Below are 12,722 nucleotides of genomic sequence, written 5' to 3'. Positions count from 1 at the left end.
TCAACGCGGTGGCGGAGCTTGCTCAACCGTCGTCACATCCGCGCGCCGCCAGCCCAGCCACAGTGCGACCAGCAGTGCGGGCAGGGTGATCAGGTCCGTGACGTCCACGGTGTGCATCGTGGGTTGAACGTGGGGAAGGGGCGCTCCTGAGAGCACCGCTCCAAGCACGCGGAAGGGCCATTGCACTCCACCCAGTGCCCAGCGCCACGCATTCCCAGCGTCTTCCGAAAGCTTCGTCGCGGCGAAGCAAAACCCCGTCAGCACCACGGCCCCCGTCACCACCGCGCGTGACGGACGAAATTCCCTCGCGCGGCGGTGGAACGCCTGCTCCCAGAGCGCCTGGAGCAGCAGGGGGAACATGGCGAGTCCGGCGACGTCGGAGAGCTTCCCCGTCCACCACGAGGGCCAGCGCGCCTTGAAGACGTGGTCGTTGAGGACGAGCAACACCACGGCCCCCAGCACCAGGGGGTGCAGCAGGCCACTGGCGGGGAAGGGCTTCGGGTGGCGCACGAGCGGGACCGGAGCAAACAGGATGCCACGTTCATCCCAGAAGGGACCACGGTCTCCGCGAGACACGACGGTGGCCACGCGCACGACAGGCCTGTCACATCCGCGCGGCCGTCGCGCCTGCCTGGGCATGGAGCGCGCAGGCTGCACTCCACCGGCGGGCCGGTCCGAAGGTGAAGGAAAAGCCCAGGCATCCCAGGGACTTGCGCGCCGCGCGGGAAAAAACGACGCCCGTGTCGATTTCCTCCGCCGTCATTCGTTGCGTCCATGAAGAAGGAAATCCCAGGAGCGCGCCCGCCGGAGCGCGTGAGGAGTCACGACCATGCGATTCATGATCATCCGCAAGGCAGACAAGGCCACCGAGGCGGGCACCCTCCCCGACGAGAAGCTCCTGGCCGCGATGGGCGCCTACAACGAGGAGATGGTGAAGGCGGGCGTGATGCTCCAGGGCGAGGGCCTCCAGCCGAGCGCGAAGGGCGCGCGCGTGAAGTTCACCAACGGCAAGCCGACCATCACCGACGGCTCCTTCACCGAGACGAAGGAGCTGATCGCCGGCTTCACCCTCATCCAGGTGAAGTCGAGGCAAGAGGCCCTGGAGTGGCTCAAGCGCTGGCCCGCGCTGGATGGGGGCGGCAACGTGGAGCTGGAGCTGCGTCAGGTGTTCGAGGACGAGGACTTCGGAAGTGAGTTCACGCCCGAGCTGCGCGAGCAGGAGGCGCGCATGCGGCGGGAGCTGGCCGCGCGCAAGACGTAGTCGTGGACGTGGGAACAGCGGGCCCCCGCCGCCGAGCGTCACCTCGACGCGCAGTGGCTCCGTACGCCGCCTTCACAGGCCTTCTTCTTCAGGGCCCTGGCTTTCTCCATGTCGCGCTCCACTCCGCGGCCCTCCTCATGGAGCATGGAGCGTTCATGGCAGCCCCGGGAGCGCCCCCGGTGCACGGGCGTTCTGGCCTCGCGGCAGCGCTCGGACTGGAAGAAGAGGGCCGCCAGGGTGTTCAGGATGGAGGCGTTTCCCGGCATCAGCCGCACCGCCCGCAGGGCCGGGGCGAGCCCCTTCTGCGGCTGCTCGACGCGCACGCAGTACCAGGCGAGGTCGTTCTGGGCGGCGGGGCTGTCCGGCAACAGCCCTGCCTTCAATCGCTGCTCGCCCCTCCACCGTGAAGTCGCGGAGGGAGGGTGTCCTCTTCCGGACGCAGGAGGGGTCGTCGCATCGGGATTCCGACGGGATGCTCGCGTCGTGGATGACCGCTCCCTTCGCGGTGGGCAACTTGCGCTTCGGCATGGCTCCTCCGAAAGCGTCCCGCACCCGAAAGAACTCCGACCCCTCAGGCTTCGTGCGCGTGCGCGGGGCCCGGGAGCACAACCTGAAGCACGTGGACGTGGACCTCCCGCGCGACGCGCTGGTGGTGTTCACCGGGGTGTCCGGCTCCGGCAAGTCGTCGCTGGCGTTCGGGACGCTGTATGCCGAAGCGCAGCGGCGCTACTTCGAATCCGTGGCCCCGTATGCCCGGCGCCTGATTGAGCAGGTGGGCGTGCCGGAGGTGGACTCCATCGACGGGCTGCCTCCGGCGGTGGCGCTCCAGCAGCACCGGGGCGCGCCCAGCTCGCGCTCGTCGGTGGGCAGCGTGACGACGCTGTCGAACTCGGTGCGCATGCTGTACTCGCGCGCCGGGACGTACCCTCCGAAGCTGGGCCGGCTGGACTCCGACGCGTTCTCCCCGAACACGCCCGCGGGCGCCTGCCCTCAGTGTCACGGCATCGGGCGGGTGTTCGAGGTGACCGAGCGCTCCATGGTGCCGGATGACAGCCTGAGCATCCGCGAGCGCGCCGTCGCCGCGTGGCCGCCCGCGTGGCATGGCCAGAACCTGCGCGACATCCTGGTGACGCTCGGGTACGACATCGACAAGCCCTGGCGTGAGCTGTCGAAGAAGGACCGGCAGTGGATCCTCTTCACCGACGAGCAGCCCACCGTCCCCGTCTACGCGGGCTTCACGTCCGCGGAGGTGAAGCGGGCCCTGGCCCGCAAGGAACCGCCCAGCTACATGGGCACGTTCACCGGCGCGAAGCGCTACGTGATGACCACGTTCGCGACCACCGAGAGCGCGATGATGAAGAAGCGCGTCGCGCGCTACCTGGTGAGCAGTGATTGCTCGCTGTGCAACGGCAAACGCCTGCGACGCGAGTCGCTGTCGGTGAAGTTCGCGGGGCTGGACATCGGTGAGCTGTCCCGACTGCCATTGGACCAGGTCGCGGCGCTGCTGCGCCCCGCGGCGGAGGGGAGGGCGGAGGGCATGGAGGCGATGGCCCGCGAGCACCCGGAGAAGGTCATCGTCGCCGAGCGCATCACGAAGGACCTGCTGGCCCGCATCCAGGTGCTGACGGACCTGGGCCTGGGCTACCTGTCCCTGGAGCGCACCACGCCCACGCTGTCACCAGGGGAGCTGCAGCGGCTGCGGCTGGCCACGCAGATCCGCTCCAACCTCTTTGGCGTGGTGTATGTGATGGACGAACCGTCCGCCGGCCTGCACCCGGCCGACACGGAGGCGTTGCTCACGGCCTTGGACCGGTTGAAGGACGCGGGCAACTCCCTGTTCGTGGTGGAGCACGAGGTGGACGTCATCCGCCACGCGGACTGGATCGTCGACGTGGGCCCCGCCGCCGGTGAGCACGGCGGGCGCGTGCTCTACAGCGGGCCGCCGGAGGGGCTGGCGAAGGTGGAGGCGTCCCGGACGCGGCGCTACCTGTTCGAGGAGGAGGCCCTGCGCCGCCGCGCGCCCCGGAAGGCCACGGGGCGTCTGCGATTGGAGGGCGTGAAGCGCAACAACCTGCGCGGGCTGGACGTGGACTTCCCTCTGGGCGTCTTCACCACCGTCACGGGCGTGTCCGGCTCCGGCAAGTCGAGCCTCGTGAGCCAGGCCCTGGTGGAGCTGGTGGCCGCGCGGCTGGGCCAGACGCTGGCGCCGGAAGAGGAGGAGGGCGAGCCGCTGGACCGCGAGCCGACGGTGGCCAGCGAAGGCCACATCGCGGACGGGATGCACGCGCTCAAGCGGCTGGTGACGGTGGACCAGAAGCCCATCGGGCGCACGCCGCGCTCCAACCTGGCGACGTACACGGGCCTGTTCGACCACGTGCGCAAGCTGTTCGCGGCGACGCCCCTGGCGAAGTCGCGCAAGTACGGCGCGGGTCGCTTCTCGTTCAACACGGCGGGGGGCCGCTGCGAGACGTGCGAGGGCGAGGGCTTCGTCAGCGTGGAGCTGCTCTTCCTGCCCAGCGTGTACGCGCCGTGTCCCACGTGTCACGGCACCCGCTACGACCCGAAGACGCTGGAGGTGAAGGTCCGCGAGCGGAACATCGCGGACGTGCTGGGGATGACGGTGGACGCCGCCTTCGACTTCTTCGCCGAGGAGCCGTCCCTGTCGCGGGTCCTCAAGGTGTTGAAGGACGTGGGGCTGGGCTACCTGCGCCTGGGGCAGCCCGCGACGGAGCTGTCCGGCGGCGAAGCGCAGCGCATCAAGCTGGCCACGGAGCTGCAACGCACCCAGCGCGGCGACACGCTCTATGTGCTGGATGAGCCCACCACCGGCCTGCACCCGGCGGACGTGGACAAGCTGATGGCGCAGCTGGACGGGCTGGTGGACGCGGGCAACACCGTCATCGTCGTGGAGCACGACCTGCGCGTCGTCGCCGCCAGCGACCACGTCATCGACGTGGGGCCCGGGGCGGGGAACGCCGGGGGCCAGGTGGTGGCCCAGGGGACGCCCCAGGAGGTGGCGAAGGTGAAGGCCAGCCGCACCGCGCCGTACCTGGCGCGCGTCCTGGGGTGACAGGGCTTCCGTCCTGTCTGGCGTCCTGAAGCGGCCGGAGGCGCGAGGTTCTGGGCCCAACGTCGTCACAGGTCGTCTAGATAGGGTACATCCGGGGCCCGTGACTCCCTCTCGCCCCTCGAAGGTGACGACGTGAACGACCGACTCCTGCGCACGGCGCGCCGCCAGCCCACCGACACCACCCCCGTGTGGCTGATGCGGCAGGCGGGCCGCTACCTGCCCGAGTACCGCGCCATCCGCGGCAACATCGCGTTCCTGGACCTCTGCAAGAACCCGGACCTGGCCGCGGAGGTCACCGTGCAGCCCGTCACCCGGCTGGGCGTGGACGCGGCCATCATCTTCTCCGACATCCTCATCCCCGTGGAGGCCATGGGCATCCACCTGGAGCTGGGGGACAAGGGGCCGCACTTCCCCAACCCCCTGCGCACCGCCGCGGACATCGACAAGCTGGGCGTCCCGGACCCCGTGGAAGGCACCGGCTTCGTCGCGGAGGCCATCCGCCGCACGCGCAAGGCCCTCAATGACTCCGTGCCCGTCATCGGGTTCGCGGGCGCGCCCTTCACCCTGGCCGCGTACATGGTCGAGGGCGGCGGGTCCAAGAGCTACATCGTCATCAAGCGCCTGCTCTTCGAGCAGCCGGCGCTGGCGCACCGCCTGTTCCAGAAGCTCACCGACACGCTCATCCCCTACCTCAAGATGCAGGTGGAGGCCGGCGCCAGCATCGTTCAAATCTTCGACTCCTGGGGCGGCGAGCTGTCCCCCTACGACTTCGAGCGCTTCAGCCTGCCGTACCTCACCCGCATGGTGACGGAGCTCAAGGCGACGGGCGTGCCCGTCATCCTCTTCGGCACCAACATGACGCCGCACCTGCCCTTGCTGAAGCGCACTGGCGCGGACGTCATCGGCCTGGACTGGCGCGTGAACGTGGACGAGGGCCGCCGCATCCTGGGCCCGGACGTCGCCACGCAGGGCAACCTGGACCCGCTGCACCTGTTCCTCCCGCGCGAGGAGCTGGATGCCCGCGTGAAGGACATCCTGGGCCGCGCGGGCCCCGTGGGGCACATCTTCAACCTGGGCCACGGCATCCTCCCGCCCAGCGACCCGGACGCCGCGAAGTTCCTCGTGGACGCCGTGCACCGCCACGGCGTCGCCCTGCGCCAGGGTGTCGCCCTCCGTTAAGGGGCTCCCAGGGCGGGCCGCCTGCGCCGCCCGCCCGCCTGCCGGGCAGTTGACTCTTGAGTCAATCCAGCGTTGACGCGGCGCATCGTGGGTCGTTAGAAGTGCGTCACTCGTCGCACAGAGGGTGAGGCACACATGGCAAGCGAGAAGCGCAACGGCCACCGTCGGGTGGCCATCGTTCGCGGATTGCGGACGCCGTTCGCGAAGGCGGGCACCGTCTTCGCGGGGCTGACGGCGCTGGACCTGGGCCGGATGGTGGTCCAGGAGCTGGTGCAGCGCAGCGACCTGGATCCGAACGAAATCAACCAGGTCGTCTTCGGTCAGGTCATCCCCACGCTGACCGCGCCGTCCATCGCGCGCGAAGTCGTGCTGGCGGCGGGGCTGCCCAAGCGCATCGACGCGTTCACGGTGGCGCGGGCCTGCGCCACGTCCATCCAGGCGCTGGTGGCGGGCGCCAACGCCATCGCGCTGGGGGACGCGGACGTCATCATCGCGGGCGGCACCGAGTCCCTGTCCGACGCGCCCATCTTCACCAGCCGCCCGCTGGCGCACGCGCTGGCCGCGTCGTCCAAGGGCAAGAGCCTGCCGGACAAGCTCAAGCCCTTCCAGAAGCTCAAGGGCAAGGACCTGCTGCCCGTGCCCCCCGCCATCGCGGAGTACTCCACCGGCGAGACGATGGGTGAGAGCGCGGAGAAGATGGCCAAGGAGAACGGCATCAGCCGCGAGGAGCAGGACCTCATCGCCTTCAACTCGCACCAGAACGCGGCCAGGGCGTGGAAGGAGGGCTGTTTCGCCGACGAGGTGATGCACGTCCTGGTGCCGCCCAGGTACGAGCAGTCCGCCACGAAGGACAACATCGTGCGCGAGGACACCAGCCTGGAGGCCCTCTCCAAGCTCAAGCCGGTGTTCGACCGCCGCTATGGCAGCGTCACCGCCGGCAACGCGTCCCCCCTCACGGACGGCGCCGCGGCGCTGCTGCTCATGAGCGAGGAGAAGGCGAAGGCGCTGGGCTACGAGCCGCTGGGCTTCCTGCGCTCGCACGCGTTCGCGGCGACGGACCCGGGGGACCAGCTGCTCCAGGGGCCGGCGTACGCGGCGCCCGTGGCGCTCAAGCGCGCGGGGATGAAGCTTTCGGACATCGACCTGGTGGAGATGCATGAGGCGTTCGCCGCGCAGGTGGCGAGCAACCTCCAGGCGCTGGCGTCCAAGGAGTTCGCGAAGAAGGCGGGCTTCAGCGGGCCGGTGGGCGAAGTGGACCGGTCGCTCTTGAACGTGACGGGCGGCTCCATCTCCCTGGGCCACCCGTTCGGTGCCACCGGGGCGCGCATCGTCACGCAGGCCCTGAACGAGCTGAAGCGTCGGAACAAGAACACGGTGCTGTGCACCGTCTGCGCCGCGGGCGGGCTGGGCGCCGCGGTCATCCTGGAGCGTGCGTGATGGCGACCAAGCATGAAGAGGTCGAGGCGAAGCAGGGCTTGAGCTACGGCGTCACCGACGGCGTCGCGGTCATCACCGTGGACCAGCCGGGCGCCGCCGTGAACACGCTGTCCCCGGAGGTGGGCACCGCGTTCACGCAGCTCCTGGAGCAGGCGGAGCGCGACCCGGAGGTGAAGGCGGTGGTGTTCATCTCCGGCAAGAAGGACAACTTCGTCGCCGGCGCGAACATCGACTTCCTGCAAACCATCAAGTCCCCGGACGAAGTCGTGGCCATCAGCCGCGCCGCGCACGCGGAGTTTGATCGGCTGGAGGCCTTCTCCAAGCCCGTGGTCGTGGCCATCCACGGCGCGTGCCTGGGCGGCGGCCTGGAGTGGGCGCTCGCGTGCCACTACCGCATCGCCACCGACAGCCCCAAGACGAGCCTGGGCCTGCCGGAGACGCAGCTGGGCCTCATCCCCGGTGCAGGCGGCACGCAGCGGCTGCCCGCGCTCATCGGCGCGCAGGCGGCCCTGGACCTCATCCTCACGGGCAAGAACGTGAAGGCGTCCAAGGCGAAGAAGCTGGGCGTCGTGGATGAGGTCGTCCCCGTGCCCATGCTCAAGGCGCTCGCGCTGAAGCGCGCGGCGGAGCTGGCGGCGGGCACGCTCAAGGTGGAGCGCGCGCACCAGGGCTTCAAGGCCGTGGCGGAGAGCGGCAGGAAGAAGGGCATCGCGGGCCTCTTCCAGGGCCTCATCCGCAAGGACCTGTGGGCGGAAGCCGCGCTGGAGGACAACCCCCTTGGCCGCAAGGTGCTCTTCGACCAGGCGAAGAAGGCGCTCCTGAAGAAGACGCGCGGCAAGTACCCGGCGCAGGAGAAGGCGCTGCAAGTCATCCGCGTGGGCCTGGAGTCCGGGCGCAAGGCGGGCCTGGAGGCCGAGGCGAAGGCGTTCGGGGAGCTGGTGTTCACGGACGTGTCGCGGCGGCTGGTGGAGATCTTCTTCGCCACGACGGCGCTGAAGAAGGAGAACGGCACGGCCAACGCCAGCGTGAAGCCTCGCGAGGTGAAGAAGGTGGGCGTGCTGGGCGGCGGCCTGATGGGCGGCGGCATCGCCTACGTGGCGGGCGTGCTCCAGGGCGTGCCGGTGCGCGTGAAGGACCGGGACGACGCGGGCGCGGGCCGGGCCCTCAAGCAGGCGCAGTCGGTGCTGGACGAGCGCGTGAAGCGCCGCTCGCTCACCCACCGCGAGTCGGCCGCGAAGATGTCCAACATCACCGCGGGCACCGACTACAGCGGCTTCAAGTCGGTGGACCTGGTCATCGAGGCGGTGTTCGAGGACCTGAAGCTCAAGCACCAGGTCATCGCGGAGGTGGAGGCCGTCACCGGCCCGGACACCATCTTCGCGTCCAACACCTCCAGCCTGCCCATCACGGACCTGGCCAGGGGCAGCAAGCGGCCCTCGCAAGTGATTGGGATGCATTACTTCAGCCCGGTCCACAAGATGCCGCTGCTGGAGATCATCACGCACAAGGGCACCGCGGAGTGGGTGACGGCGACGTGCGTGGACGTGGGCCGCAAGCAGGGCAAGACGGTCATCGTCGTCAACGACGGGCCGGGCTTCTACACGTCGCGCATCCTCGCGCCGTACATGAACGAGGCGGCGTACCTGCTGGCGGAGGGCGCGGACATCGTCCAGTTGGACAAGGCGCTCGTGGACTTCGGCTTCCCGGTGGGGCCCATCACCCTGCTGGACGAGGTGGGCATCGACGTGGCCCAGAAGGTGGGCCCCATCATGGAGGCCGCGTTCGGCAAGCGGATGGCGGCGCCCAAGGCGCTGGAGGGCGTCATCTCCGACGGACGGCTGGGCCGCAAGACGCAGAAGGGCTTCTACCTGTACGAGGACGGGAAGAAGCAGGACGTGGACCCCGCCGTCTACCTGCTCCTGCCGCACGGCAAGGACCGCAAGACGCTGGACCCCGCGGAGATGGCGGAGCGCTGCGCGCTGCAGATGGTGAACGAGGCCATCCGCTGCCTGGGCGAGGGCATCCTGCGCAGCCCCCGCGACGGCGACGTGGGCGCCATCTTCGGCCTGGGCTTCCCGCCGTTCCTGGGCGGCCCGCTGCGCTACGCGGACAGCCTGGGCCCCGCCCAGCTGCTGCGCAAGCTGGAGCACTACCAGGACAAGTACGGTGAGCGCTTCACGCCCGCGCCGCTGCTGGTGGAGAAGGTGAAGGCCGGCAAGGGCTTCTACGACGCGTGACGTCGTGAGGGGCGGGGCAGGGGAGGGGGGCTGAAGGCCCCTCCCTGTCCCGTGTCGGCTTGACGGGGGGGGCGGTTCTGGACCAAGGGCATGCCCTGAATGGTCCGCTCCGCTCCCCGTGCCGTCCTGTCCGCTGGTGCTGGCGCCCTGGTGGTCTGCACCGTGCTGGTGACGGTGGCCGCGCTCGCCTTCCCCCTGGGCTACAGCCCCGCGCGGGCCACCTGGGCGGGCTTCCCCACGCTGCTGGGCTGGGCGCACTTCGACGCTGGCTGGTACGCGCACATCGCCACGCAGGGCTACAGCTACCTGCCCGGCCACCAGAGCCCGGTGGCGTTCTTCCCGCTGTACCCGCTGGTGCTGCGGGGCCTGGGCCTGCTCAGCGTGGACACGTTCCTCGCGGGGATGCTCGTCACGATGCTGTGCGGGCTGGGGGCGCTGTACGTCTTCACGCGGTGGGCCCGCACGCGGGCGGACGAGGACACGGCGCGAGACGCGGGCCTGCTGCTGGCGTTCTACCCGTTCGCGTTCTTCCTCTACGGGGCCATGTATTCGGACGCGCTGTTCCTGCTGCTCGTCATCGGGGCGTTCCTGCTGCTGGAGCGGGGGCAACTGGGGCTCGCGGTGCTGCTGGCCGCCGTGGCCACCGCGGCGCGGCCGGTGGCGCCCGCGCTGGTGGTGGGGCTGCTCGCGCGGCGGTTGGAGTGGAAGCACGAGCGCGGCCAGAAGTGGGGCCTCGTGGACCTGATGCCGGTGTTCGCGGCGGCGGGCTTCGTGCTGTACGTGCTGTACCAGTGGAAGGCGTTCGGGGAGCCGTTCGCCTTCGTGAAGGCGCAGTCCGCGCCGGGGTGGGACCAGCAGCCGGGCTGGCGCACGTGGGCGAAGCTGCGCTGGTTCCAGGGCTTCCACCGGGACATGGCGCTGGCGGACGGCCTGCGGTTGGTGGGGCACGCCACCATCACCCTGGGAGCGCTCGCGCTGGTGTGGCCGTGCGCGAAGCGGCTGGGGTGGGGCTATGGCGTGTACACGCTGGCCATCGTGGGACTGCCCGCCCTGTCCAGCAAGGACTTCATGGGCATGGGGCGCTACCTGCTGGCCGCCTTCCCGCTGTTCCTCACGCTGGCGCTGCTGCTGCGGGAGCGCCCCCGGTTGCGCTGGGGCGTGCTCGCGACGAGCGCGGCCCTGATGCTGGCGCTGACGGTGGCCTTCGGCGCGGCGGAGTACGTGTCATGAGCGGGCTCATGGACCAGGCCCTGGGGTGCTACGCGGGGCTGCCCGCCAGCGAGCGCTTCCACGTGCACGCGCGAGCGTCGTCGGCGCCGCTGCTCGCGGTGGCGTCGCGCCTGCCGGCGGGGACGGTGGCGGACATCGGCTGTGGGCACGGGCTGCTGTCCGCGCTGATGGCGCTCGCGGTGCCGGGGCGCCGGGTGCTGGGCGTGGACCTGGACGCGCGCAAGGTGCGCTGGGCCCAGGAGGCGCTTTCGGGGCTGCGCAACGTGACGCTGTCCGTGGGGTCGGTGGAGCAGCTGGCGGCGGAGCACCCCGGGACGCTGGACGCGGCGGTGGTGTGCGACGTGCTGTACCTGCTGCCGGAATCGCAGTGGCCCGGCTTCCTCAAGGCGGTGCGCGGCCTCTTGAAGCCCGGGGGCCGCTTCCTGCTGAAGGAGGTGGAGGGGGACCGCTCCTGGAAGCACGCCAAGGCGCTGGCGCAGGAGTGGGTGATGGTGTCGCTGCTGGGGCGCACGAAGGCCAGCGGCGGCATGGTGCTGCGGCCCCGCGTGGACGGCGTGCGGATGCTGCGCGACGCGGGCTTCGAGGTGCGCGAGGTGGTGGGCCTGGGCGAGGGCTACACGACGCCGCACCTGCTCTACGACGCGGAGGCGCGCTGAGGCCGCGTCAGCCCAGGGCGCCGTAGTCCGCGAGCACGATGCCGCGCTCCACGAGCTTCGCCTTCACCCGGGGGCTGGTGAGCGCCGCCAGCTCCGCGTCCCAGCCGTAGCGCCAGGCCGGGTCCTCCGGCACGTGCGGCGCGCCCTCCCCGGGGTGGCACCCCAGCTCGAAGTCCCCGGCCGGCAGCGCGTCCAGCACCGCCAGCAGCGCGGCCTCGTCCAGCCGGCCCGCCTCGAACACGCCCCCCGCGCTCACCCGGCGCACGCCCGGCCGGGCCCGGGGCGCCGTGCGCGCGAGCACCGCCAGCACCGTCGTCTTGAGCGCCGGCCCGGGAGCGCGCAGCCACGACGCGCGCGGCAGCGCATCCGGCCACCGGAGGGGCAGGCCCTCCCGCGCCGCCAGGGCCTCCACCACGGAGCGCACCCCGGGCAACAGGTGCAGGTGCTGGTGCCCGTCCAGGTGGTCCACCTCCGCGCCCAGCTCCCGCGCGCGGGAGAGCTGCGCGGACAGCTCCAGCTCCAGCTCCTCGCGGCGCACCTGCCCGGTGAGCCACGCCCGGGCGAAGTCCGCCCAGCTCCCCCGGAGCCGCCCGTCCGGCGCCACCGTCCGCACCGACGCCGCGGGCGCGGCGCACGTAAGCCGGGTGGACAGCGCCAGGTGCACGCCCACCGCCAGCCCCTGCGCCCGCGCGAGCCCCACGGCCTGCTTCGCGGAGGGCCCCATGGACAGCAGCGTGGCGCTGGTGACGATGCCTTCGCGGTGCGCCCTCAGGATGCCCGCGTCCAGCGACGGGTGCAGGCCCAGGTCGTCCGCGTTGACGATGAGGCGCGTGCGCGGCGACATGCCGTGCCTACCCGCGCCCCGTGGTGCCCGTCACGGGCCGCAGCGGCTGCACCGACGGCGGCAGGCGCACCGGCTGCGCCGGCGGCGGCGGCGTGCGCGTCTCCGGGTACAGGCTCACCAGCTCCTTCACCATCTTCACGATGACCGACGGCGAGGCCAGCGTGGAGACGCCGCGCGTGCGCGGGAAGTAGTCCACGCCCATCTGGAACACGCGGAAGCCCTTGCGGATGGCCTTCACCACCAGCTCCGCGTCGATGAAGGAGCCCTGGCTCTTGAGCTCCATGGACTCCAGCACCCGGCGGTGCATCAGCTTGAAGCTGAAGTTCACGTCCTTGATCTGGATGTCGAACAACGCCCGGATGAGCAGGTTGTAGACGAACGAATACACGATGCGCTTGGGGCCCTCGCTCGTGCGATCGAACCGGAAGGCGCAGATCATGTCCGCCTCCAGGTACTCCATCAGGTGCAGCGCCCGCTCCACCTCCCGCATGTCGAACGGCAGGTCGATGTCCGAATAGAGCACCAGGTCCTTCGTGCTCGCCATCAGCCCCGTGCGCATCGCCCCGCCCAGCTTCAGATTCACCGGGTGGGTGATGACCCGCAGCTGCGGCACCTTCGCCGCCAGCGCGTCGCAGACCTCCTGGGTCCGGTCCGTGGACGCGTCATTGACGACGATGATCTCGAAGTCGTCCGTGAGCTTCGGCAGCACTTCGAGGGCGCGGTTCACGGCGCGCTCGACGTAGTCCTCCTCGTTCCAGGCGGGGAAGAACAGGCTGATGCTCGGGTACTTGGCCACGGTCGTCATCTC

General features: G+C 70.6%; 12 protein-coding genes. 7 read left to right on the top strand and 5 right to left on the bottom strand.

What is annotated here, in order from left to right:
* Positions 1-594, bottom strand: coding sequence for a hypothetical protein (locus tag OV207_RS25215; protein ID WP_267557678.1), 594 nt, complete (start codon positions 592-594; stop codon positions 1-3).
* Positions 595-604: 10 nt separating this feature from the next.
* Positions 605-763 (bottom strand): hypothetical protein, encoded by a 159-nt coding sequence (locus OV207_RS25210; protein ID WP_193347840.1) that lies wholly within the window; start codon positions 761-763, stop codon positions 605-607.
* A gap of 66 nt (positions 764-829) precedes the next feature.
* Between OV207_RS25210 and OV207_RS25205 the strand changes: the two genes are divergently transcribed.
* Positions 830-1,261 carry a YciI family protein gene (locus OV207_RS25205; protein WP_267557677.1) on the top strand — a complete coding sequence of 144 codons (432 nt, stop codon included), beginning with the start codon at positions 830-832 and terminating at the stop codon, positions 1,259-1,261.
* A 38-nt stretch (positions 1,262-1,299) separates the two neighbouring features.
* On the opposite strand, the gene OV207_RS25200 is transcribed toward OV207_RS25205, so the two are convergent.
* A complete protein-coding gene (locus tag OV207_RS25200; protein WP_267557676.1) occupies positions 1,300-1,644 on the bottom strand; it encodes an SEL1-like repeat protein in 345 nt (114 codons plus the stop codon).
* A gap of 143 nt (positions 1,645-1,787) precedes the next feature.
* Here OV207_RS25200 and uvrA point away from each other — a divergent pair, with 143 nt between their 5' ends.
* From uvrA to OV207_RS25170, 6 genes are all read left to right on the top strand, one after another.
* The gene (gene uvrA, locus OV207_RS25195; protein ID WP_267557748.1) at positions 1,788-4,331 is read left to right on the top strand and encodes an excinuclease ABC subunit UvrA; all 2,544 of its coding nucleotides are present in this window, start codon (positions 1,788-1,790) and stop codon (positions 4,329-4,331) included.
* A 132-nt stretch (positions 4,332-4,463) separates the two neighbouring features.
* Entirely contained in the window at positions 4,464-5,510 is a 1,047-nt protein-coding gene (hemE, locus tag OV207_RS25190; RefSeq protein ID WP_193347843.1) for a uroporphyrinogen decarboxylase, read from the top strand.
* A 135-nt stretch (positions 5,511-5,645) separates the two neighbouring features.
* Entirely contained in the window at positions 5,646-6,947 is a 1,302-nt protein-coding gene (fadI, locus tag OV207_RS25185; protein WP_267557675.1) for an acetyl-CoA C-acyltransferase FadI, read from the top strand.
* On the top strand, positions 6,947-9,184 hold the full coding sequence (gene fadJ, locus OV207_RS25180; RefSeq protein WP_267557674.1) for a fatty acid oxidation complex subunit alpha FadJ: 2,238 nt from the start codon (positions 6,947-6,949) through the stop codon (positions 9,182-9,184). Before fadI ends, fadJ begins: the two co-directional genes overlap by 1 nt.
* A gap of 99 nt (positions 9,185-9,283) precedes the next feature.
* Positions 9,284-10,414 carry a mannosyltransferase family protein gene (locus tag OV207_RS25175; protein ID WP_193347846.1) on the top strand — a complete coding sequence of 377 codons (1,131 nt, stop codon included), beginning with the start codon at positions 9,284-9,286 and terminating at the stop codon, positions 10,412-10,414.
* Complete coding sequence (locus tag OV207_RS25170) at positions 10,411-11,070, top strand: class I SAM-dependent methyltransferase (protein WP_267557673.1); 660 nt, start codon at positions 10,411-10,413, stop codon at positions 11,068-11,070. The genes OV207_RS25175 and OV207_RS25170 overlap by 4 nt, the downstream gene beginning before the upstream one ends.
* Before the next feature lie 7 nt (positions 11,071-11,077).
* Here the strand turns inward: OV207_RS25170 and OV207_RS25165 are convergent, their stop codons facing one another.
* Both OV207_RS25165 and OV207_RS25160 read right to left on the bottom strand, forming a co-directional pair.
* Positions 11,078-11,914 carry a ChbG/HpnK family deacetylase gene (locus OV207_RS25165; RefSeq protein ID WP_267557672.1) on the bottom strand — a complete coding sequence of 279 codons (837 nt, stop codon included), beginning with the start codon at positions 11,912-11,914 and terminating at the stop codon, positions 11,078-11,080.
* A 7-nt stretch (positions 11,915-11,921) separates the two neighbouring features.
* Entirely contained in the window at positions 11,922-12,710 is a 789-nt protein-coding gene (locus tag OV207_RS25160; protein ID WP_267557747.1) for a glycosyltransferase family 2 protein, read from the bottom strand.
* Positions 12,711-12,722: the final 12 nt, after the last annotated feature.

This window comes from Corallococcus sp. BB11-1, from assembly GCF_026626625.1.
Classification (GTDB): domain Bacteria; phylum Myxococcota; class Myxococcia; order Myxococcales; family Myxococcaceae; genus Corallococcus; species Corallococcus soli.
The sequence above is the reverse complement of the archived record's forward strand: the minus strand, read 5'-3'. Positions and strand labels throughout refer to the sequence as shown.